Source organism: Calothrix sp. NIES-2100 (assembly GCF_963875285.1).
Classification (GTDB): Bacteria; Cyanobacteriota; Cyanobacteriia; order Cyanobacteriales; family Nostocaceae; genus Aulosira.
Genome location: NZ_CAWNLA010000001.1, coordinates 2,186,292 through 2,210,318 on the forward strand (window position 1 = coordinate 2,186,292; position 24,027 = coordinate 2,210,318).

At 39.0% G+C, this 24,027-nt stretch carries 16 protein-coding genes; 13 read left to right on the top strand and 3 right to left on the bottom strand.

Going from position 1 to position 24,027, the window contains the following annotated elements; all coding sequences use genetic code 11:
• The first annotated feature begins 93 nt into the window (after nucleotides 1-93).
• Nucleotides 94-1,434 (top strand): hypothetical protein, encoded by a 1,341-nt coding sequence (locus tag AACU32_RS09385; RefSeq protein WP_339377702.1) that lies wholly within the window; start codon nucleotides 94-96, stop codon nucleotides 1,432-1,434.
• A 19-nt stretch (nucleotides 1,435-1,453) separates the two neighbouring features.
• On the opposite strand, the gene AACU32_RS09390 is transcribed toward AACU32_RS09385, so the two are convergent.
• Together AACU32_RS09390 and AACU32_RS09395 are read right to left on the bottom strand one after the other, a co-directional pair.
• Nucleotides 1,454-2,344, bottom strand: a complete 891-nt coding sequence (locus tag AACU32_RS09390; RefSeq protein WP_096599325.1) for a LysR family transcriptional regulator — start codon at nucleotides 2,342-2,344, stop codon at nucleotides 1,454-1,456.
• Between the two features lie 673 nt (nucleotides 2,345-3,017).
• Nucleotides 3,018-3,941: a LysR family transcriptional regulator gene (locus tag AACU32_RS09395; RefSeq protein ID WP_096599326.1), complete on the bottom strand. Its 924-nt coding sequence runs from the start codon at nucleotides 3,939-3,941 to the stop codon at nucleotides 3,018-3,020.
• 441 nt (nucleotides 3,942-4,382) lie between these two features.
• Between AACU32_RS09395 and AACU32_RS09400 the strand changes: the two genes are divergently transcribed.
• The 6 genes from AACU32_RS09400 (at nucleotide 4,383) to AACU32_RS09425 (ending at nucleotide 17,124) form a co-directional block, all read left to right on the top strand.
• Nucleotides 4,383-4,565 carry a hypothetical protein gene (locus tag AACU32_RS09400; RefSeq protein ID WP_339377703.1) on the top strand — a complete coding sequence of 61 codons (183 nt, stop codon included), beginning with the start codon at nucleotides 4,383-4,385 and terminating at the stop codon, nucleotides 4,563-4,565.
• 984 nt (nucleotides 4,566-5,549) lie between these two features.
• Nucleotides 5,550-6,974 carry an AAA-like domain-containing protein gene (locus AACU32_RS09405; protein ID WP_445223219.1) on the top strand — a complete coding sequence of 475 codons (1,425 nt, stop codon included), beginning with the start codon at nucleotides 5,550-5,552 and terminating at the stop codon, nucleotides 6,972-6,974.
• A 70-nt stretch (nucleotides 6,975-7,044) separates the two neighbouring features.
• Complete coding sequence (locus AACU32_RS09410) at nucleotides 7,045-8,607, top strand: AAA-like domain-containing protein (RefSeq protein ID WP_096599327.1); 1,563 nt, start codon at nucleotides 7,045-7,047, stop codon at nucleotides 8,605-8,607.
• 953 nt (nucleotides 8,608-9,560) lie between these two features.
• Nucleotides 9,561-13,172, top strand: coding sequence for a nitric oxide synthase oxygenase (locus AACU32_RS09415; RefSeq protein ID WP_096599328.1), 3,612 nt, complete (start codon nucleotides 9,561-9,563; stop codon nucleotides 13,170-13,172).
• A gap of 991 nt (nucleotides 13,173-14,163) precedes the next feature.
• Nucleotides 14,164-16,677 (top strand): DUF3574 domain-containing protein, encoded by a 2,514-nt coding sequence (locus AACU32_RS09420; protein WP_096599329.1) that lies wholly within the window; start codon nucleotides 14,164-14,166, stop codon nucleotides 16,675-16,677.
• Between the two features lie 324 nt (nucleotides 16,678-17,001).
• Nucleotides 17,002-17,124 (top strand): hypothetical protein, encoded by a 123-nt coding sequence (locus AACU32_RS09425; protein ID WP_339377705.1) that lies wholly within the window; start codon nucleotides 17,002-17,004, stop codon nucleotides 17,122-17,124.
• Nucleotides 17,125-17,174: 50 nt separating this feature from the next.
• Here AACU32_RS09425 and AACU32_RS09430 read toward each other — a convergent pair whose 3' ends face one another.
• Nucleotides 17,175-17,690 carry a YqhA family protein gene (locus AACU32_RS09430; RefSeq protein ID WP_096599330.1) on the bottom strand — a complete coding sequence of 172 codons (516 nt, stop codon included), beginning with the start codon at nucleotides 17,688-17,690 and terminating at the stop codon, nucleotides 17,175-17,177.
• A 435-nt stretch (nucleotides 17,691-18,125) separates the two neighbouring features.
• Between AACU32_RS09430 and crcB (AACU32_RS09435) the strand changes: the two genes are divergently transcribed.
• The 6 genes from crcB (AACU32_RS09435) to AACU32_RS09460 all read left to right on the top strand — a co-directional run bounded on the left by crcB (AACU32_RS09435) (nucleotide 18,126) and on the right by AACU32_RS09460 (nucleotide 23,940).
• A complete protein-coding gene (gene crcB, locus AACU32_RS09435) occupies nucleotides 18,126-18,527 on the top strand; it encodes a fluoride efflux transporter CrcB (RefSeq protein ID WP_096599331.1) in 402 nt (133 codons plus the stop codon).
• A 65-nt stretch (nucleotides 18,528-18,592) separates the two neighbouring features.
• Nucleotides 18,593-19,000 (top strand): fluoride efflux transporter CrcB, encoded by a 408-nt coding sequence (gene crcB, locus AACU32_RS09440; protein WP_096599332.1) that lies wholly within the window; start codon nucleotides 18,593-18,595, stop codon nucleotides 18,998-19,000.
• A 144-nt stretch (nucleotides 19,001-19,144) separates the two neighbouring features.
• The gene (locus AACU32_RS09445) at nucleotides 19,145-20,059 is read left to right on the top strand and encodes a bestrophin family protein (RefSeq protein WP_096599333.1); all 915 of its coding nucleotides are present in this window, start codon (nucleotides 19,145-19,147) and stop codon (nucleotides 20,057-20,059) included.
• Nucleotides 20,060-20,210: 151 nt separating this feature from the next.
• Nucleotides 20,211-21,137 (top strand): bestrophin family protein, encoded by a 927-nt coding sequence (locus AACU32_RS09450; RefSeq protein WP_096599334.1) that lies wholly within the window; start codon nucleotides 20,211-20,213, stop codon nucleotides 21,135-21,137.
• An 89-nt stretch (nucleotides 21,138-21,226) separates the two neighbouring features.
• Nucleotides 21,227-21,544, top strand: coding sequence for a hypothetical protein (locus tag AACU32_RS09455; RefSeq protein WP_096599335.1), 318 nt, complete (start codon nucleotides 21,227-21,229; stop codon nucleotides 21,542-21,544).
• Nucleotides 21,545-21,969: 425 nt separating this feature from the next.
• Nucleotides 21,970-23,940 carry a pentapeptide repeat-containing protein gene (locus AACU32_RS09460; protein WP_096599336.1) on the top strand — a complete coding sequence of 657 codons (1,971 nt, stop codon included), beginning with the start codon at nucleotides 21,970-21,972 and terminating at the stop codon, nucleotides 23,938-23,940.
• Nucleotides 23,941-24,027: the final 87 nt, after the last annotated feature.

Sequence of the window (24,027 nt, forward strand, 5' to 3'; positions counted from 1 at the left end):
CGAGGCGATCAAACTTCCAGCGTATATGAACACTTTTGTGCGGCTGGCGTTCGTACTTCTGACTTCCGTCCCCCAGCCGACCCGCTATCACCGATGTTGATGGTGGGGCCTGGTACAGGAGTATCACCGCTAATTGCCTTCCTTCAGTACCGTGAAGCCTTACAGAAACAAGGAACTACCTTAGGCGAAGCTTGTCTGTACTTTGGCTGTCGCAATAACAGCGATTTTTTGTATGGCGAGCAACTGACAACCTGGCAAAATCAAGGAGTGTTGACCGATCTGCAAGTGGCTTTCTCCCGCCTCACAGAGAAGAAACTCTACGTGCAAGGCTTAATGCAGGAAAACGCACAAAGCTTATGGCAATTTTTGTGCCATCCGCAATCTCATTACTATGTCTGCGGTGATGCCAAGATGGCGGATGATGTGTTTGAAGTATTTATGGCGATCGCCAAAAAGCAAGGGAAACTCAACCACATAGAAGCGGTACAATTCTTTGAGCGGATGAAGCAAGAAAAACGCTTCCATACCGATGTGTGGGGTGTGCAGTTGAACTTCAAGCAAGCTATCCAACAGCTACAAAAAGACAACTATTCCAAAGCAGAACTCTGGCTTAACCGCGTCAAAGAATCTGCTGATGTCTACAGCCCAGAGTCAAACCCGATCTTTTACGAAGTCCTGCAAAAGCACTTCCCCGGCGCCCTACCCATGTCTACTTATATACAAATGACCTATGAGGCGTTAGCTGCTTACGGATTTGATGATAAAAATACGATGGGGATGACTACCCTGTGTCGGGATGAAATTACCGAGCCATTTTTGGCTGAAGTGATCCGTAAGTGGGGTGAATCCTTCAACTGCTCAAGCTTGGCGGGGTTTGTGATGATGGGCAAAACAGCTTTAGGTGCGGCTGTTGACTATGTGCCAATTGTTGATGACAAACGGCGGTTTGCCTTTTACGCCATGCCTCACATTGCCATTTCTCAAGATGGGGAAGTAGGCAAAGTCTACCGCTATGGTATCCAAAAAGTTTCTCATGCTTGCAGTGCATTGGAGGCGATCGCCAAAGAACTTTTGTCTGGTCAGATCAAATTAGAGATAGATATGGAAGATGTCGAACAAACCATCGTTCGACAAAAGATTCTTTCTACCATTTACTATGGAAATAAACCTGACTTACTAGAAATCACAAAATTGGCATCGCAAATTGTTTCTCGAGATATTCAAAAACTGCTCAGTAATGTAGATACAGAGGTATTTAAATATGCAGTAATGACTGGAATTCAAATTCACGGGCCGATGGATACAAACTGGATTTATCCTCAAGAGTTTTATGTCGTTGGCAGCGATATTCCCGGAAATAAACAACACCTCACTTTATTTGAGGATCTGCAAAAAGAGCAACAGCTGATGATGCAGCCTAGTTTAGTTGGTTAGTTGGTCGCTGTTCACTGATTCAATCTTGAATATGTTCAAACAGAATTTTGAGATATTTATCTAAAGATTTAGTAGGTGTTTCTTTTCTCCACATGGCAGTGGAGCGGGCGTAGTATATGGGATGGTGAAGCGGCATAAATACAACTTGGGGATGGGGCAGGGCTTGTGCCTCGTTGGGCATGATTGCTACCCCTTGCCCTGCGGCAACCAACGTAATCATTGAGGCATGGCTATCAGCAAACAGGTGCAGATTTGGCGTGAATCCCGCTTCGTCGCAAACACCCCGGATGCGATCGTTTCGCCCTGGAAAGGTGTCTTCAGACATGCCGATAAATTTTTCCGATGCTAATTCCGCGAGATTTATCGAGGATTCCTGTGCCAATCGATGGTTATCTGGTAACAAAGCAACAATCTGCACTTTTTTCACACATTTGACTGTAAATTCTTCGTCTAACTCATCCGGTGGATTGCCCATAAAGGCAATATCGATCGCACCCTCTCGCAATGCTCTAACTTGTGCAGCAGGCGGCATCTCCTGCAAACGTACAGCAACCTCAGGATAGGTATGTCCAAAACGGTGTAGGGTTTGACCGAGAAAAGTCTGGAGGATGGTTGGGATATAGCCAATAACCAAAGGCTCCAAAGTATTAGTGTAATCAGTCTTGAGGGTTTGCACTGCCACATGACTACGATTCAAAATATTTTTTGCTTGTGCGAGAAAAAATTGACCCGCTTGTGTGAGTATCAAGCCATCAGATTGTCTAACAAACAGCACAACACCGAGTTCATCTTCCAGGTTTTTGATTTGACGGCTTAAAGCAGGCTGGGAAATAAACAGTCGGACAGCAGCACGGCTAAAGTTGAGTTCTTCTGCAACGGTGACAAAATATTTCAGATGCCGTAATTCCATGAATTGTCTCAGGTATGCCTAAAAGTTATAGCTGAAAAAATTATAAGGCATTAAAATTAAATTTTAAAATTATTAAAATCTGGATTTTTGCAAAATACAAAATATTATTTTGGCAACATTATTGTGCGGTTTTATAACTTAAGTGGGAAAAGTGGGAAAAGTAGGTTCTTTTAAAGAAATTATTGATTTATTCATGAGGATATGGTAATATTATATAGATAATTTTTATATGAATAAAGTTTCATTCTTAGCTCAAGAATATGGGTGCATCCAAAATGTGTAAATTGATTTTTTTAGAGTGATGGCTCTTTAGCCCGCTGATTTGACATTAGGGAGCAAGATGCTCCCACTACAAATTTATTAAAGGTAAAATTGGGATGCTCCCAATAATATAGATTTAACGAAAATAATAATGAGAATAAAAACTTTCAAATCTGTCAGGACTTACACAACGGCAATAAAGCGGGAAGAACATCCACACCACTTTTGCCTCCCTTACAATTTAAGGTTTACTAATGATTGACCTTGATAAATTAAATGCTGAACTGTAAGAAATCGGACACTTCCTCAAAAGCAAAATGATTTGTAAACACGTTTACGAAAATACTTTCTTGAAAAAATTGATAAATTATACAGCCGAGGAAAAAATAGAGAACTGTTAAAAAGAAGAAATCTAATACACGCGATCGCTTAACGGGACTGAGAAACTAGCTTCTCCATTCTCAAACAGAATTTGGAGATATTTAGCTAAAGATTTACTAGGTGTTTCTTTCCGCCACGCAGCAGTCGATCGCCCATAGTAGATCGGATGGTGGAGCGGCATAAACACAACTTGGGGATGAGGCAGGGAGGCTCCTTCACTCGGCATGATTCCAACTCCTTGCCCAGCGGCAACCAGAGCAATCATTGAAGGGTGACTATCGGCAAACAAATGCAGATTTGGCACGAAGCCAGCGCCACGACAAACATCACAGATGCGATCGTTTCGCCCTGGATACTTTTTTTCAGACATGCCGATAAATTTTTCCGATGCCAGGGAAGCTAGATCAATCGAGGATTCATATGCCAATCGATGTGTATCCGGTATCACAGCCGCAATAGGCATTTTCTTCACACATTTGACTATAAACTCTTGTTCTAACTCATCAGGTGGGTTGCCCATAAAGGCAATATCGATCGTGCCCTCTCTTAATGCTCTAACTTGTTCACTAGGAGGCATTTCCTGGAAACGAATGGCAACTTCAGGATAGGCAAGTTTAAAGCGGTGTAGGGTTTCACCAAGCAAACTCTGGAGGATGGTTGGGATATAGCCAATAACCAAAGGCTCCAAAGTATTGGTGTAATTAGTCTTGAGACTTTGCACAGCCACATGGCTACAATTCAAAATATCTTGTGCTTGTTCAAGAAAAAATTGCCCCGCTTGTGTAAGTGTCAAGCCATCAGATTGTCTCAGAAATAGCATAACCCTCAGTTCATCTTCCAGGTTTTTGATTTGACGACTTAACGCTGGTTGGGAAATAAACAGCCTTCCAGCAGCACGGCTAAAGTTGAGTTCTTCTGCAACGGTGACAAAATATTTCAGATGCCGTAATTCCATGAATTGTCTCAGGTATACCTAAAAGTTATAGCTATCAGAATTATAAGGTATTCGACACCACTAAAGTGTTGTATTAGGCTAAATTATTTTCAGTAATTAATTAGCGGTTCGTAATTCAGAATTAAGCAATTCAATTTGAGCTTTGGTTGCCAGAGTTGCCAATGTTACCTGATTCTGAGCAATTGGATATATAGCTATTTAAATAAAAAATAACGATTTGATTAATTTTTAAGAATTATGTTGAGGTAATCTGCACTTATTAATTCAATAAATTTGGGTTTGAAATTAAAAATATTAAATTAATTTTCTAAAACAAAAATTTGCTGCAATTATAAGTTCAAGAATTACAATTTATTAATTAATTACTAAGCCTAAAAACTAATAATTGAACTTGATAAGTTTGTTTTTGAGCCGGAAAGTTTCAACTTTCTCAAAAACAAAATGACTTTTAAACCCGTTTACCAAAATGTTTTGTTTAAAAAATTGATAAATTATGCAGCCGAGGAAAAAGGGATAACTATTACAGCAGAAGAAATTCAGGCTGAAGCCAATCGCCAGGGACGGGAGAAGCATTTGGAAAAAGCGTCACCTAGCATGGTTAGCCGATCAATTAGTCACTCCTGATGATTGGGAAGAGGGAATTCGCGATCGCTTTTATTGAGATATTAAATACAGGTTATCTATATCGCCACCCAGCCTACCCTTTAGCAGACTCATCATTATTAACAGAACCCGCCCAATTTTAGTAGGGATAAGGCTAATCACTGGAAAAGGTGATTAATTCTCAGGAAGATTTTGAATTTCCGCTCAAACATCCTCACTTATTTGGCAATGCGCTGCTTGCAGCTAAACGCTTAAATTCGTCTAAGCTGTTATTGAACCGTAGGAACACGTCCGATATTCGCGAGCGTTCACCTGTCAGTTTCACCCATAACTATTGTGCGATTTACGCAATATGGAAACGTGTGAACTACCTACATATACGCAATTGAAAACTGATGATGGCGCAAAGCTGTTTGCACAACTGCGTTCTAGGTATGCAAGCATAAAATACTTTCAAATATTGTTTGGAACTGAACTTCTTTTCATCTGTATCATGTAGAATATATAATTTACAGGTTGTGAAGCAATGAAACGTTGCTCCAACACTAACTTTAGTATTATTTATTTTAATTATATTAATTCTGGCGATTATTTTTTTTTATGTAAATAGCTAAAATTCAGCTTTTTGAAAAAGTTACAGAGCTTGTAATGACCAATAACTAAAGAGATTTATCAGATATTTATTAATATTTTCAGGAACTACTTCATCAAAAATTTATATAAAATTTCTGTATGATTACGATATATTTTTTATTATAGTATTGCTTAGCAAGTCAATAGCAAGAGTAAGAGGTTGTTTGAAAAGTCCTTAGCGATTTATTAAACAGCATCTATCTTGAGACATAGATTTTTTTTCATAATCTAGGTTGATTGTGAAATTCTATACTGTTGGCTGTTATTTGTTGCATATTCCCTTTTAAAAAACTCCAGTTCTCGAATTGAATCGCATGGTACAACACCAGAAAATTCAAAAATTTCCCAAAATATCTTAAAATTATCAGTTACATAATTGTGGATGAACTTCTGAAATCTGTAGAACAAATTCTGCCAGAACGTCAGCCTCTTGGATACGTTCAACGGTTTGTACTTCACCAATCATGGTTGGGCAAAACCTATGGTGAGATGGCTAAGGATTCGGGCTATGGTGCTGACTACATTAAAGAAATAGGTTCTCAGTTGTGGCAAGACTTATCTGAAGCACTAGGGCAAAGAGTGACAAAAAAGAACTTACATTTAGTATTCAATAAAGTTCAGCAAAATAGTAAACATCTAAAAAGAAATCTACCTCAAAAAAAATCATTGCTCGTTGAGTCGGCAGATAAGCTTTCACTAGACTTAATCTCAAAAGAGAAAATGGACTTTCCTAGCGGGCCTGTCCCGGTAAATTCTCCTTTTTATATCCCTCGACCTCCCCTAGAAGAACTAATTTGTAATGAAATCATGCAACCGGGTTGTTTGCTGAGAATCAAAGCACCTAAGAAGATGGGCAAAAGTTCTGTGCTACACCGAATGATTGCTCACGCTAAACAGCAAGGTTATCACACTGTTTATCTAGATTTTCAAGAAGCTGATGAAGAGGTTTTTGCTTCGCTAGATAAATTTTTGCGTTGGTTTTGTGTCATCGTCAGTCAGCAGTTAAACCTGTTTCCGAGTCTAGATGATTTTTGGGATGCAGATATGGGCAGCAAGGTAAGCTGTAAAATTTACTTTGAAGCCTATATATTGCAATACATCGATAATCATCCGGTAGTCTTGGCTTTAAATGAAGTCAATCGCATTTTTGAACATCCCAAAATTGCACAAGATGTCTTACCGATGCTGCGATGTTGGCACGAACAGTCCAAGCAGAATCAAATATGGGAAAAACTGCGGATTGTGGTAGTTCACTCTACAGAAATTTACATCCCGCTGAATATCAATCAGTCTCCGTTTAATGTTGGGGTAACTGTTACCCTAACACCGTTTACCTTAGAACAAGTACAAACCTTAGCATTGCATTACGGACTCGATTGGGCAGCCAACGAAGAAAATTTGAAACTTCTAGCATCCCTACAAGCAATGGTTGGTGGGCATCCCTATTTAGTAAACCTGGCGCTATATCATCTGCGTCAGAGCAAAATGCCACTAGAAGAATTATTACAAACAGCATCCACACCAGCAGGAATCTACAGTCAGCATCTTCGAGAACTATTAACTCTACTGCAAAAAGAACCGCAATTAATCTCTGCGATGCAGCAAGTGGTAGCAGTTAATGAAAGAGTAGAACTAGATGCGATCGCTGCCTATAAACTAGAAAGTATGGGTTTAGTGCAACTAGAAGGCAATCAAGCCCGTGTCAGCTGTGAATTGTATCGTCTTTATTTTCATCAACAACTCATCAGTAAAAATTCTACTAAACTTTTCGTTAACCTGTTACCAGAAAATAACTGAATCAATATCAAGCAGATTAGCAATCAACCAGTCCTAAAAAAAATTAAAAAAAATAAAATTTTCTGAACACATGAATAATTATCGATACCAAGTTGGCGGCACGCTAAATATTGATGCACCTAGCTACGTTGAACGACGGGCAGATAGGGAAATCTACCAAGCCTTGAAACAAGGAGAGTTTTGCTATGTTCTCAGTTGCAGGCAAATGGGTAAATCCTCACTTTTAGTCAAAACTAAACACCACCTACAACAAGAAGGCTATAAATGTGCCACTATCGATCTAACAAATATTGGTTGTGAAAACATTACTCCACAACAGTGGTATAAAGGGCTTATAGGTGACTTATGGTTGGGTTTTAAATTAGTAAATAAGCTTAATTTAAAATCCTGGTGGCAAGAACATAATGATATTTCTTTAGTACAAAGGCTCAGTCGATTTATTTCGGATATACTGTTGGCTCAATTTCCTAACGAACATTTTTTTATTTTTATTGATGAAATTGATAGTATTAAAAGTTTAGATTTTTCCGTTGATGATTTTTTTAGTTTAATTCGCTTTTGTTATAACCAAAGAGCAATTAATCCAGAATATAACCGCATTACTTTTGCGATTTTTGGTGTAGCTACACCAAACAATTTAATTTTATATAAAAAGCATAATACGCCATTTAATATCGGTAAAGCTATAGAACTAGAAGGATTTACATTTGATGAATCTCAACCACTAGCCAAAGGCTTAGAAACTACAGGCAATAACCCTAATTCTATTCTTAGAGAAGTGTTGTTTTGGACAAAAGGTCAACCTTTTCTTACTCAAAAATTGTGCCATCTATTAGTCAATTCTCTACAAAATAATATAGACAATAAGCTAAAATTTATTCCTGGAAATGAAACTTATTTAGTAGAAAATCTCGTGCGTTCCTACATTATTGATAAATGGGAATCACAGGATGAACCAGAACATTTACGCACAATTCGCGATCGCATCCTCAGAAACGAACAATTTGCTGGTAGTTTGCTAGGTATTTATCGGCAATTATTACAAGGAATGGAAGTACCCACCGACGATAGTCGAGAACAAGTAGAACTGTTATTATCTGGTTTGGTGTGTAGAAAAGAAGGTCGTTTAACTGTCAGAAGCCCAATTTATCAAGAAGTTTTTAATCTCGAATGGGTTGAAAAACAATTAGCCAACTTGCGTCCTTATTCTCAAGCCTTTGATATTTGGTTAGCTTCCAATCAAGAGGATACATCTCGTCTATTGCGCGGACAAGCTTTGATTGATGCTAAAAACTGGGCAAATGGAAAAAGCTTGAGTAACTTAGATTATCTATTTTTAGCTGCTAGTGAAGAATTAGAGCATCAAGAAATACAACAGTCTCTAGAGGCAGAGCGTGCTAAAGAAATTGAAGCCCGACTGAAGGAACAACAAAAAAGACAGGCGCAACAAAAAAAATCTACCAAAATAGTCACATTCCTATTGGTAGGGATGACAATTAAATTTGTCATTTCTTTAGCGTGGGGATTTTCACTATTACGTCAAATTAATTCCTTAGAAACTCAAGTGAAATGTATTCCGATAAATCATCCCGGAACAGCAAAGATAGTCAAATCTGACTTGCCTGGATGTTGATGATTTACATCAGCTAATTGGGATGCATTCCAGTTTTTATTTTTCAGCTAGAGAATTGGACTGGCATTGCGTAAAGCCTTCTCTTCGAGAGGCGGAACGACTTAGACACGTTAGCGTTAGCGCAGCGTTAGCGAGTCTTCGAGCGTCAGCGGTAGCGACGTTCGCGTAGCGTCTCCCCTTGGGAGAAGGAGCGTCAGTGGCTTCCCGTATGGTAGCAATCCTATGGACTTGTTCTGAGTGTGAGACTGTGCGATTGCTTCACTCCTCTTCGTTACGTAAAGCTCTCCGGGCATGGCTTTGCTTAGCGCAATGACATGCAAAAAAGTGGGATGCTCCCATGACAAAGAATATGGTATTTTGTCATGAATCAATAAATTTGTCTGGTTTCTTGTTTCAAACCTAATTGAGATACTATTTTTCTAAAAAGTGGGAAAAGTGGGAAAAGTAGGATGTTTTGTATAAATCATTGACAGCTTTATTAAAATATTGTAATTTTACAAATCATAAGTTAAGTAAGTCGGTAGAAAAAAACCAAACTATGTTACGAAACGTAAATTGGCTTGAAACCTTTACCAATGACAAATGACAAATGACAAATGACAGTCCTCGCCAGTTATGTTTAATTGCACCGCCCTACTTAGAGCTTAAATAAAAACTTAATTAATCAAGTTAAATTTTTAGTAAAAAAGAAGCTAGTTTCTATACTACTTCATTGGCAATAGTTGATACTAGTGGTAAACCTGTTGCACCTGGTAGCACTTACAAGATCTTTTTGGATGACAGAACTACTGATAAATATACTTTTGTCCGGAATTATCAGATGCCGTAATTCTATGAATTGTATTTGGTATACCTAAAAGTTATAGATGTGATAACTTTTAGGCATTCGACTTGACTGATGTGTTCTATTAACCTAAATTTCAGGAGTCTTTTATTTCAGCGATCGCATCCAGATGAACACCAAACAACTTGGGGAAATATCAGCATCATCAACGGCAACGATTCTGGTTTTTACATCCGATTTTCACTATTTACCTGCAAAAGAATTTGTCAGTTGGGTGACAACGACTGATCGCTCTGAGGTTTATGGATTCAAACGTTTGGGGGCGTTCGCGCAGCGTGCCGAAGGTATCGCTACTTCCACAAGCCTAGTTAGTGGTGAGTGGTTCAATTTAAACTTAAATTCTCAAAAGATTTTACCAGAAGAGTTTGACGGTGCTGAAGCGGCAGTAATTTTCATTATGCCGACAGACTTATCTGAGGTGGTATCGCTGACTCGTTCCTTGATAGATATCGCGCAAAAGCAGGGGATTCGCCGTTTAGCTTGGGTTGCACCTGCTTGTCCAAGTGGACAGGTTGGGGAACGCTTGGCCGAAGCCGAAAGCCTAGTACGTGGATTGAATATCGAAACTCTCATCTTACGTCACGCGCCTTTATTTTCCCAGATGCTGGGGCAGAAAAAGGAATTGAGGTTTCGCCGGACTTTATCCTTACCCCTGGGTACTAGTAGCTTACCTTGGTTAGAGCCAGAAGCGATCGCCTTTGGTTTATCCAAGTGGTTGCACGGTGAAATCAACAACCAGCCTCCAGAAATCTTAACAGGTTTGAGTCAACTTAGTGGTGCAGATATCGCCTCAGAAATATCTGCAATCCTGCGACAATCTCTGTCGGCTCAACAATTTGCCCGCTTGCGATTTGACGCCATCGACCTCGATCAAAGTGGACACATTGACGCTCAAGAGTTGCTTCCCTACCTCTTAGATTTAGGATATAGCCACGATGAATGTCAATCTATCCTAGAACAGGCGGACACAGATGGTAGTGGTACAATTGATTTTGACGAATTTGTCTATGGGTTAGAAGCCCATTTAAACCGAATTCTTGCAGATGTGCCTACAGAAGTTCGCTATTTTGATGTCCCAGCATCCGCAGCATTACACGATGCAATGGCTCTGGGAATGAATGGCAAAGCAGCCCAATCGCAACTAGATTGGTTGGTGGCATTAAGTGAATCTGGATTAAGCAATCAAGCAGAAGCATCAGCCCAATGGTTAGGGCGAAAAACTCTTGACTTGAGACATTGGATTGCTCAACACATTCTAGAACTCATTAACGTCTATATATTGCCGGGACGCGGTATTTTAACGATTAGTGAGGGGTTTGTCGCCGAAAAACCAGGAATAATTACACGGCTGCTGCAAGCAAACGATCGCCTGTTAATTGGAGAGCGATCGCTTGATGGCGAAATCCTAGAATGGTATTGGGCAGATGAAGATAGCAATAACCTAGAAGAAGTTCGCTATACTCCCGAAAATGGTGGCGAACGCATCCTAAGATTAAAGGATGGCAAAATTGCTAGTTTATCAGTGCGTGGACGTTGGAGTGGGCGACGATTAGCCATTCAGCTATTTTTTGAAGATCGACTCCTTCCCCGTTGGCAAGTGGCATTATTCCGCGAGTTAGGAGAACTGCAAATTGAGGAAGTAACGACATCAGGAGCCGATAGCGATATCGTTTGTAATTGTACGAAAACAACCTGTGGCAAAGTGCGAGAACTGATAGATACAGGTTTAGATTCTTTAGAGGGAATTGTCGAACAAACACAAGTCACAATGATCTGCGGTAGCTGTCAGCCTTTAGTCGAAGAAATGCTAGGTTCAGCAAATCTGGCTGTTGCAGAACTCGTGAACAAAGAAGATTTGGGGCGGGGGATGATGCGCTTCCAATTTTGCCCAGTGTATGAACAAGTCGTGGCTTCAAAACCTGGACAACATCTCTTGATTCAAGGACGGGTGGATGGTTCTTGGGTGACTCGTGCTTATACTTTGAGTTCACCAGCCGATCAAACTGAGCAGTATGAAATCACGGTGAAACGAGAAGAATTAGGATTATTTTCCCGTTGGTTGTGCGATCGCGCTGATTCAGAAGCTCTATTACGCATCTCTGCGCCGAGAGGTGAGTTTTTCTTAGAAGATGAAAACCCCGTCATCTTTTTTGCGGGGGGAATTGGTATCACTCCCGCGATCGCTATGATGCGAACTCTGGCGAATCGCGGCGATACCCGCAAATTCCATCTCGATTTTTCAGCCCCCCATGCAGAAGATTTAGTCTTTCTCACAGAACTAGGGCAACTAGTAACTACTCACCCGAATTTAAGCTTTACAGTTCGGGCAACTCGCCGGACAGGTAGACTCACACTTGAAGATGTGCAAAACCTTTATCCCTACACAGAAGAAACCGTTGCCTTTATGTGCGGCCCCGAACCCTTTATGGATGGAGTGCGCAGCTATTTAAAAACAGCAGGTTGGCCGGACTGTGCCATTCGTCAAGAATTATTCTCCTCGAAACTGAATGAAGAAGGTAACGTTCAAACTGCCATCCCGCAGCGTCCAGCGGTACAACTAGCAGGCGGAATTACACCCATCGAGCAGATGAGCATTTACGTCCAACCGATTAATTCCGTTGCCCAAGAAGCCGAGGTTTTCCTCAAGCAATGCTATCTCGAACAAGGTTTAGCAGAAGTTTTCCTCCCTCGTTGGCAAGAAGTCAAGGAATCAATTGAGCTTACAGGGACTTACGAACATACTTTAGATGAACTAGTTTACGGCACAAAGCTGGCATGGCGTAATAGTAACCGCTGTTTGGGACGCAACTTTTGGCGCAGTTTGCAACTCCGGGATATGCGCCATTTACAAACCGAGGAGGAGATTTTTCAAACATTAGTCGAACACATTAAGTTTGCGACTAATAACGGCAATCTGCGCTCGACGATTACGATTTTAAATCCAAATTTAAATATCAAAGTTTGGAACAATTTAATGCTGCGTTATGCTGGGTATCGTCAACCAGATGGTAGCATTCTTGGCGATCCTGCCAATGTGGAATTAACAGATCAGGCAATTAAATTAGGTTGGACAAGAGAGTCTAAAACCCGCTTTGATGTCTTACCTTTAATTATCCAAGTAGGAGAAGGGGAACCCAAATTGTTTGAAATTCCCCCAGAAATTATTTTAGAAGTTCCGATTTCTCACCCTCGCTATGAATGGTTTGCAGACTTGGATCTGAAATGGTTTGGATTACCTGCTGTTGCTAACATGATGCTGGATATGGGAGGAATTCAATACCCCACACCATTTAACGGTTTTTACATGGGTGCAGAAATTGGTGGGCGGAATTTTAGCGATACGTACCGCTACAATATGCTACCGATTATTGCTGAAAAAATGGGTTTAGATAGCAGCGAAAATATCACGCTGTGGAAAGATTTAGCTTTGGTAGAAATGAATGTGGCTGTGCTGCACTCTTACAAACTGCATGGCGTCAGGATGTTGGATCACCATACTCTAACTGATTCCTTTATGCAATTTGTGGATGAAGAGCAAAAATGCGATCGCCACGTTTATGGGGATTGGCGTTGGTTACTTCCACCGCTATCGGGTTCAACCACTCCTGTTTACCCTTTAGAGTTTGAAAATCGCCTGCTCAAACCCAACTATTTCTATGTCCCAGATCCTTGGGAAAAAGAACCATCTGCTGGTAAATGTCCGTTTCATCATCAGGCGTAAATCATATTAAAATTCAGGATTCAGAAACACTAAAGTTCTGAATCCTGAGTAAATAATTTTCCCTATTATTCATGAGGGCACAACATTGTTGTGCCCCTACTCATATCTTGCACCTCTACGTACAACCTCAGGTAAAGTCCAAAGATGCGCGATAAAGCTACCTCATTTTTATAGGTTTTTATCGCTAAATTGAGGGTTTTGGTTTGTTACTGAGTAATAAAATTACATCAATTTTTCTTGGTGCAAGATGTGAGCCTACTCATCTGTCGCATTTTTTTCAAATTGGTATTAGTTAATTACAGTTTGGATTATAATAAACTTTGTTTGTCAACTACCCAAATGCAGATTTATGAAAATATAATATATTCTGATATAAGAAAATAAGAAAGAATTAATTTGGATAATTATTAATATGTTGATCGGGAGCATCCCAAATGTGTAAATTGATTTTTTTGTAGTGATGGCTCCCTTGGTCGCTGACTTGACATTAGAGAGCAAGATGCTCCCACTACAAATTTATTAAAGGTAAAATTGGGATGCTACCTCTTGATTTACTTCTTCATCAAAAATTTATATAAATTTATTGTGTTCTTGCGGTATATTTTTTTTGAGGTATTCCTTGTCAGACCAATAGTAAGTGTAAGCAAACATATTTGTGTTTGTCATACAGGCATTGCACATTTTAATAAAAAATTAACTAATTTTTAATCATTTTTTAATCATGAATAAAAGTTAGTTAACAAAGTAATAACTACTGGCTTGAACTACCAAATATTCTCCAGTTTTGTTGCAGCTAATTCTTTGATGTTTCAAGATTTTTCTGGTAAATATTAACTGCTTTGACAGCAAAAGCGGTCAATTTAAGCATGAAGTATAAAACTATCTACTGATAAAAATGGTAGGAAATGTAGCGATTTTTTAGCCTTCATCCTTTTCAGTGAATTATTCACCAAGTTTTTGATTCCACATGAATACTTTTGGAGTAATTTAAATGACATCAAAAAGCAGTAATAAAGTTCCTGACGTCAGCGTTAACGCCACTCCCACAAATCCTGTACCCTTGATTCAGCAAGACCTTTACTTTGGACTAGATATTCCCGGAGAAGGAAAGTTATCTGATGCCGAGTTCCAAGCATTCTTAGACAAAGTTATTGCACCCCGCTTCTTCGGCTTGACCAAGTTCAATGTTAAAGGCCAAGTCAAGGATGCTAACGGCAAAATTAATAAAGAAAATTCTCGACTCGTCACCATAATTACAGAAGATACACCAGCTAACAAAACTGCGATCGCCGAAGTGCGAGCAACTTACAGTCAGCAGTTCAATGGTAAGGGTTCGTTGCAAGTCACCAATGCTGATGACCTGAAAATCAACTTTGGCCCTGCTGCGGATTTGTTTGACAATTCCGCCACACCCAAGTTGATCGAGGTAGACGCATATTTTGGACGCAACATTCCTGGTGATGGAGAAGTTTCTCAAAAGCAATTCCAGAAGTTTATCGACAACGTACTTGCACCCAGCGTCCCCGGATTGACGATTTTTAAGGCTCAAGGACAGGTGCGTTCGGCAAACGGGAGCATCACAAAGGAAAACTCTCAAGTCGTCAAGTTGATTTTAGAAGATACCTTGGCGAATGAAACCGCACTCAGCAATGCGTTGAAAACCTATCAGCAAAAGTTTAACGGCGCTGGGGAATTAATCGTAGCCAATCAGGATGTCAAAGTTAGCTTTGGCGCAGCCGCCGATTTATTTGATAATTCCGCCACACCTAAGTTCATCCAGGCAGATTTATACTTTGGACAGAACGCTCCCGGCGGTGGTAGCATTTCCAAAAATGCGTTTCAGAAGTTTGTCGATCGAGAAATTGCACCACGTTTCCCTGGCTTAACACAATTTGATGCCAAAGGGGAAGTCAAAAATGCTGCCGGAAAAATCGTCAAGGAAGATTCCCAGGTAATTAGACTGATCTTGCAAGATACATTAGCCAATGAAAAAGCCATTAATGATGTTCTCAACGCTTACAAGACCAAGTTTGGTGGCGGAACTCTGGCAGTATTCGATCAAGATATCACTGCCAGCTTTTCTACCGGACAAACGTCAAATCTAACTAGCGATCAACTGGTTTCCTTTGAACTCCAAGATGTTTTGATTCCTGCACAGTCAGCTATAGCCGATGTGAGTGTGAATCTCGACTACAAACCAGGATTAGATAATAGTCAGTTCCGCGATATCATCCCAGTTGCGAAGTTTGTCAAAGATAAGCTGGCGAATTCTAAAAATCCGAATGAATTCTATGAAATCATCAACAAAAATCTCGCTACATCACTGCTGAATAATCGCAGCTTTGATTTAAAATCGGTTCTGGAAGAAGCATCCATCACACTGGATGTGGCACCAAATGCAAACATTCCCTTCGCATTTAGCACCACAGTTGCGATCGCTCCTAATGGCAAAACTGATGCATTAGTTTCCTTTGAACTCCAAGATGTTCTGATTCCTGCACAGTCAGCTGTAGCCGATGTGAGTGTGAATCTCGACTACAAACCAGGAGTAAACAATAATCAGTTTCGCAATATCCTTCCAGTGGCTGAGTTTGTCAAGGATAAGCTAACGAATTCTCAAAATCCTGGTGAGTTCTATGAAATCATCAACAAAAATCTCGCTACATCACTGCTGAATAATCGCAGCTTTGATTTAAAATCGGTTCTGGAAGAAGCATCCATCACACTGGATGTAGCACCAAATGCAAACATTCCCTTCGCATTTAGCACCACAGTTGCGATCGCTCCTAATGGCAAAACTGATGCATTAGTTTCCTTTGAACTCCAAGATGTTCTGATTCCCGCACAGTCAGCTGTAGCCGATGTGAGTGTGAATCTCGACTACAAACCAGGAGTAAACAATAATCAGTTTCGCAATATCCTTCCAGTGGCTGAGTTTGTCAAGGATAAGCTAACGAATTCTCAAAATCCTGGTGAGTTCTATGAAATCATCAACAAAAATCTCGCTACGTCACTGCTGAATAATAACAGCTTTGATTTAAAATCGGTTCTGGAAGAAGCATCCATCACACTGGATGTGGCACCAAATGCAAACATTCCCTTCGCATTTAGTAACACGGTCAAAATCACGACCGATGGCAAAACCGATGAATTGGTTTCCTTTGAACTCAAAGATGTTTTGATTCCGGCACAGTCAGGTATAGCCAACGTCACCGTTGATTTAGACTACAAAGCAGGAGTAGACGATAGTGAGTTCCGCGACATCATACCAGTTGCGAAGTTTGTCAAAGATAGCCTGATGAATTCTAAAAATCCGAATGAGTTCTATGAAATCATCAACAGAAATGTAGCCGAGCATACCTTCTCCAATTTAGGATTAGCGTCTGTCTTGGACTCCCTGACTATTACATTGGGTGTGGAACCAAATTCAGGTATTCCTTTCCCCTTTACTGACACAGTTACCGTCACCGCAAACGGAATTACTCAATCCCACGGGATAATTTAACTCGCGCTTAACAGTTTGACTACTGGGATTTAACTTAAAAGCGTTGACAACTTGATATTGATGTAGGTCTTGGTTGGGAGTCTACACCAAGGCCTACTGCTTCTATAATTACCTATTTAGGAGCATTGAATGATACTTTAAACACTAAAAAACAGGGGTAAATTTGATTTGAAATTTCTCTCGGCTATACCTAAAAGTTATAAATCTAATGCTTATAAAGCATTGGATTTTAGGGACATGTTTTATTAATCTATAAATCAGTACATTTATCAGAATCCTGTTGTCCCATTCTGCCGTTATCTTTGCAGGCATCCTCCACGAGGATTGGCTGAACCACCAGATGCAGATTATCCCTTTGTACTGACCACAGGTCGTCTCTACGGTCACTGGCACACCCAAACGCGCACAGGTAGGATTGAGAAAACGCGACAGATTTTGTTATGGTAACGATCCTGAAGCCCCTGGTAACTGGCTTTGGGGAGCCTTAAAATAAGTTGTCACGGATGAATATCGTGTTTTGATCGCAATAAATAACTGCTGGCCGCAATCAAGAGAATTGAAATCGCAAGATAGAGCAGATCAAGAGTTGTTGAAATTGGCATTTCTAAGACTTTTTTAAAGAAGCCAACTACAAGTACCATAACAATAACTTTCAAAACTTTGTCTTTTAACTGATCGAGTGATTTAATTTCCAAAATCTGAATTTCTTCATTCTGCCTGCCAATATCAATTTTTGAGATAAATAATTCATAAATTCCAAAGCTAAATATCATTAAAACAATCCCAATTAAGTACATATCAATACCACCAATAATGCCACTGAGGATACTTTTAGCTGTTTCCTCATGTTTAAAATGTAAGTATCCGCTTAATCCTGAAATAATTTCTGCGCTACCCAATATAAATAAACCTAGTACGCTAAAAACCCCAAACAAGACAGGGACAATCGCCAAAAATCTGACTGTCCACAGTGTAGTTTCTACAAAATGCTCTAATTTTTGTTTATGGTTCATCTGTTAATTTATTGCTGGTATCGGGATATACATTAGATTATGTAAGTATAATCTAGAACTCTATCATAATCCTTGATAGTTTGAACAGCCACATGACTACAGTGCTTATGTGAGTTTCAATCCATTAACATGAATTAAAAAGAATATAAAGCTTTATTCATTGTCAAGGTTTTTGATTGGAAGACTTAATACGAGTTGTGAAATATAAAGCTGGAGTATAGTAAGGCTGAATCTGAGCTATTTTACGACGGCTACAAAATATTTAAAATGTCATAATTCCATAATTTTACCGGGTATGCCTAAAAGTTATAAGTGCCATGCTTATAAAGCATTAGACTTTACGGACATGTCCTATTAACCTAAATTCTTAAGGGTTTTAATATTCGGTAGTTAAATTACTCGTCAGTAGATGTAATTAGCGAAGGAGTGTGTTACTTGCTGCAAAATGTTACGTTGTTAGGTGTGTTGGCGATCGCTATCGGTGCAATTCCTGGTGCTGTGAGTCGCTATTATCTGACTGAATTTTGCAAAAGAGCCATAGGTACAAACTTTCCTTACGGCACTTTTATTATCAATTTCACAGGCTGTTTATTAATGGGCTTTTTCTTCACATTATTTAAGGGGATTAAAGAATTTCCCCCTGAGATAGATTTGCTGGTAAGAACTGGTTTCTTGGGTTCTTACACAACCTTCTCAACCTACGGATACGATACATTTACGTTGTGGCGAAATGGCAAGCAGGGAGCCAGCATTTTTTACTGGGCAGGTAGTGCGATTTTAGCGGTAGTTGGTATTATCTTAGGTCGTTATTTAGCGCAGCTAATTGTCGGCTCATAGCGATTCACTTCAACAAAAATACCAATTTTCATCTAATTACCTCATTAAAAAGGCAACTTTTAATAATGCAAATTACTTTTCTTCGTACTGTTATGGCGATAGCTTTAGGTGCGATGCCAGGTGCTTTAGCACGCTACTTGATAACTGAATTTACCAAAGCAACTTTTGGTAAAGATTTTCCCTATTATGGGACATTTTTTATTAATGTAACTGGGTGTTTTATCATTGCTTTGTTTTACACCTTAAACGAGGAAAAGTTTAAAAATATTTCACCGGAAATTCGGTTAATAATCGCCACTGGTTTTTGCGGAGCTTATACCACTTTTTCGACTTACGGATTAGAGACGTTTACCCAAATAGATAAAGGCAATACAACAGTAGCTTTAATCTATTGGTTAGGCAGTATGGTAGTTGGGATGCTTGCTGTGCAATTGGGTGTAACTTTAGGTAGCCTTAATTCTAAGTCAAATTAAGCTAACATCTACGAGCATAAATATTGAGGATCAGGCAGTCATTCTGCTTAAGTTGACATGACTGCTACTCCTTAAACTACTGCAAGCAGAGCAATTATTGAGGAGTTTTTTTCGGCAAATAGCAACTTGAGGATAGGCAAGTTTATGGTAAAAGCATCAAAAAAGGCTGTCAAAAAATTATGGCTTAAAGAAATACTGATATTTAAAGGTTCTGTTATTCCAGGAGTTTTGGAACGTGCGCTCTTCTGTGGCGCATTTGGCATTCTGATTTCCTTTCTTTACTCCAAGCAATTGCCAGTTTCTCAACCCATTTTAGGTAGTGTAATTCCCAGTATTGTTTTAGCTTTATTGCTAGTTTTTCGTACTAATACAGCTTATGAGCGATTTTGGGAAGGAAGAAAACTCTGGGGTAGTACAGTTAACACTATCCGCAATTTAGCTTGGGAAATTTGGGTTGCAGTTGACGAAGTTGAACCTGGAGATAAAGAGCGCAAAATTACTGCATTACGTTTATTGCCGGCGTTTGCGATCTCCAAAAAGCTATATCTCCGTTATGAACCAGCTAGTGAGGAGTTAAAACCTTGGGTTTCGCCCTCTCAATATAGCAGGTTGCAAAATATTCAAAATATGCCTTTAGAAATTTCTCGTTTGTTAGGAGATTACTTACAGCAGGAATACAAGCGAGGTCTTTTAACTAATTATCAATTGGCTAGTATTCACACTCTGATGAATAATTTGATGGATAATGTAGGTGGCTGCGAACGCATTTTGAAAACACCAATCCCCCCAGCCTACGTCATTCATTTAAATCAATTGGTACTTATCTACTGTTTAATTCTACCTTTTCAATTTGTCAAAGATTTAGGTTTGTGGACAGGTATATTTGTCGCCATTGTCAGTTTTGCATTGTTTGGGATTGAGGAAATTGGCGTGGAAATCGAAAATCCCTTCGGTTACGACCATAATGACTTACCACTAGATAAAATTTGTCAAACTATTCAGAACAATATTGAAGAATTCATTGCTTATCAAACAAATCAAGACAGTATGGAAACCTAAATTAATTTCTCATACAAAAATAAAAATATCTAGCAGCCAAAAGGCAAAGCATATAGAAATAGGAAAATAATTTATCCATATTTCGTCTATTCAAGTAAAATAAACTAAGATGATTATGGCAAATACAAACAGGTAAGTTAGGCGCTCGAAGATGGTGAAACTGATAAAAAGATCAACTTGGTTAGATTTAGCAATTGATGTAAGAAGTTCTGTTATTCGTGCCATTTGGCGACGAGTACTAGCTACTATGATATTTGCCTTTCTAATTGCGATCGCCTATCACAAAGGAGTTGCCGTTAACCAGCCTACTCTAGCTAGTTTAATCCCTGGAGTTGTCCTTGGGCTTTTACTGGTTTTTAGAACTAATACAGCTTATGACAGATTTTGGGAAGCTTGTAAAATTTGGTATGACTTGCTCAATGCCAGTCGCATTTTATGCCGAAATATTTGGACAATTGTTCAAGTCAATAATCCCGAAGATTTACGAAATAAAATATTTAATATTCGATTGATAGCTATATTAATAACAGCGATTAAGTTACATTTAAGAAATGAGAATATAGATGACACAATTGAAAAAAATCTTACTAAAGAACAGTATTTAGAATTAAAGCAAGTTCATAATGTACCAATCAGAATTATTAATTGGCTTGCCGAATATTTTGGACATCTTTATCACGACCAAAAAGTAATTCCCTACCGATTGTTTGTTGAATTAAATCGCTCTTTAGACCAAATAACAATGTTATTTAGCGGCTGTGAACGAATTTTAAACACACCGTTACCCAGACCTTATTCAATTCATTTAAAACATTTATTATTGTTATATTGTTTTGCTTTACCTTTTCAATTTGTACAGGCACTAGATTGGTTCACTATCCCGACTGTAGGAATTATTAGCTTTGCACTACTAGGAATAGAAGATATTGGGGTAGAAATTGAAAATCCTTTTGGTTACGATCGCAATGACTTACCTTTAGACCGATTTTGTCAAGAGCTACAAGCGGAAATTGAAACAGAATGGATTAATTGTGAACCCAATAAAATTGCTTCAGGAATAAACCTTAAAGAGAAATAGCGATCCCCCGCTCCTTGACATCTCAGTATTTCAGCTTGATAGTCATGAAAATACCTGCTCAAATACTTGTAAATTAGGAAAAAACAATCATGAAGTTAGACAAGTTTGTTCTAGCACAAAATATGGCTTTCCTGATATCTATCCCTCCAGAAAGTAAACTAGCTAAATTACTGGCTTTTTGCCTGAGTACAAAAGCTAGGGAAAATACTACAGGAACCAAAATATTGGAAATGACTTATGAGCTAATGGAAAATCCCTCTAAGTTGCCTTATTGGACTCAAGACATTATGGGACAGGATTTAGATTACACTACTGAGGAATGGAAAGCCCTGGGAGAAATGGGTATTAAGGATGCTAATGAGTTTATGGCTACTATATGGCAGGAATTAGAAAGTTTGACTTTATAAGTGCTGTTTTCAAAATCCGAGGTTCTATAAATTTTAGAAACAGCATTAATAATATCCAAGGAGGAGCATCCATCTGGGAAAGAATTTCTCAGGTTGTGGATTTGGCAATATCAGGGGTAATACACGAACGTAGCTATAACATATTACCCTGGTGCCACTCTGGACACCGATGAAAATAGAACATTGGATTTTAAATAGTTATAAGAGTAGGTATCACCCTATAAATAAAAAATGAAGTCGCAAGTCGCTTTTCGCAAGTATTGAACTAAGCCAGACACTTCGGGTGGGGTTTTTACCTACCTTGAGATACAAGGACTTTTTCGCCCACAATTCCACTCGGTTTTAAACCCTCACTGTTTCAATAAATATTTATTGTTTACTTTTAATTTTCTAGGTGTGTACAAAGTGACAATAAGGAAAACAGTATGTCTTTAAATGTTGAAATTTTAGAGCAGAGTTTTGCAAAAGTTAAACCCCGTGCTAATGAATTTGCAGCCAGCTTTTACGATAATCTTTTTCAAGCACACCCAGAGGTAAAGCCGTTATTTGCCAATACTGATATGGTAAATCAACAAAAAAAGCTGTTAAATTCTCTGATTTTGGTGGTAGAAAATCTCCGCAATCCAGAAGCTTTAAGTCCAGTTCTCAATGCACTAGGCGCGAGACACATCGGCTATGGTGCTATTCCCAAATATTATGGGCCAATAGGGGAAGCTTTGCTGCTCACATTTGAGCAGTATCTTGTTGAAGATTGGACTCCTGAAGTTAAAAAAGCTTGGCTAGATGCTTTTACAGCTATTACTGCATTGATGTTAAACGGTGCAGGTGTAGATAATGCACCATCAGTAATTAAATTAGATAAATCAGAGATAGCAGTCAATTCAGAACAACAAGCATCTATAAAACCAATTGAGCAAAAATTAGAGGAAATTCCCCTAGAACCAGCCCAAGAAATTTTCACAGAAATTCCAGAAAAAGAATATTCAGAATTACCTATAGAAATATTAGTAACCAGTTTTGAAAAAATTAAACCCTGCGGTGACGAATTTGCAGCCAGCTTCTACGAAAATCTGTTTAAAGCGCACCCAGAAATGAAACCACTGTTTACTAAAACAGATATAAAAAACCAAGAGAAAAAATTGTTAAATTCTCTGGTTTTGGTAGTCGAAAATCTCCGCGCTCCCGAAGCTTTAGGGTCAGTTCTCAAAGCTCTAGGAGCTAGACACGTCAGCTATGGAATTATTCCCAAATATTATAGACCACTGGGGGAAGTCCTGCTGGTAACGTTTGAGCAGTATCTCCAACCAAATTGGACTCCTGAAATCAAAAAAGCTTGGCTAGATGCTTTTAGAGCAATTACTGCGTTGATGTTAAAAGGAGCGGCGGAAGAATCTGCACATCAAGTTGTCCAAGCAGAGAAACCTGTACCAGCTGAAAAACCTGTAATTTTAGCAAAATCTACAACATCAAAAGCCGAAATAGCCAAAGAATCTCAGCTATTGCAGCCCACAGCAACACAAGAGAAAAAATCTTTGATATCAATTCAGTTTGATGGTGATGTTTTAAAAGAAATTATTAATAATTTTACTGTTAATTATCAGCAATTTCAGACCAAAATTTCAGAACAGCCATTAAATCAAGTCCTCAAACAAATTCCTCGGAAACTTATTGATGCTTTCTGGATCACACCAACATGGATAATCGCTATAGCTTCAGCAGTCATTTTTACGGTGGTTGTTGTGATTGTCGATGATAATTCTGTGTTGGGAAAGGCTTTCGGTTCTGCTGACACTATTAGTTTGGTAGTGGCGCTAGTTTTATTCATTAAGGAAACTCCAGATCGCCGCAAACAATTTCACTATCAAGCTTGGAGTACAATTGATGCAGCGCATGGGGTAAAAGTCAGTTACGCTAGAATTCTCGCACTTCAAGATTTGAACGAAGATGGTGTTTCTCTCAGAGGTTTGGATGCTCCTAGTGCAGAGTTAGTAGATATTAATCTCCCCAATGCTAATTTGAGTAATGCCAATTTGATTGAAAGCGATTTGACTAATGCCAATCTCAGCCATGCCAATTTAGATAATGCTAATCTCTCTCAGGTTAAACTTAGTGGTGCAGATATGAGTCATGCAAAACTGGGTTTTGCTCGCTTGAGTCAAGCTAATCTCAGTAGTGCCAATCTCAGTGGTGCTAATTTGATTTGTGCAGATTTGAGTCATGCCAACCTGAGTGGTGCGAATTTGAAGGAAGCTAGTTTGAGTGGTGCTAACCTGGAGGGAGCCTACCTGACTGGTGCGAATCTTAAAAATGCTAAAGTCAGCGATTATGAACTCAGAAGTGCTTTCAAGGAAGGTGCGATTATGCCGGATGGTACAAAATATCGCTCTGAGAATTAAGCTCAAGAACAATTTTTTTTCGTCAGTCACTATAGGGAAACCTGCGTACACCGTTGAGTTTAGCTGTTTTCATAGGATAGGGATTAC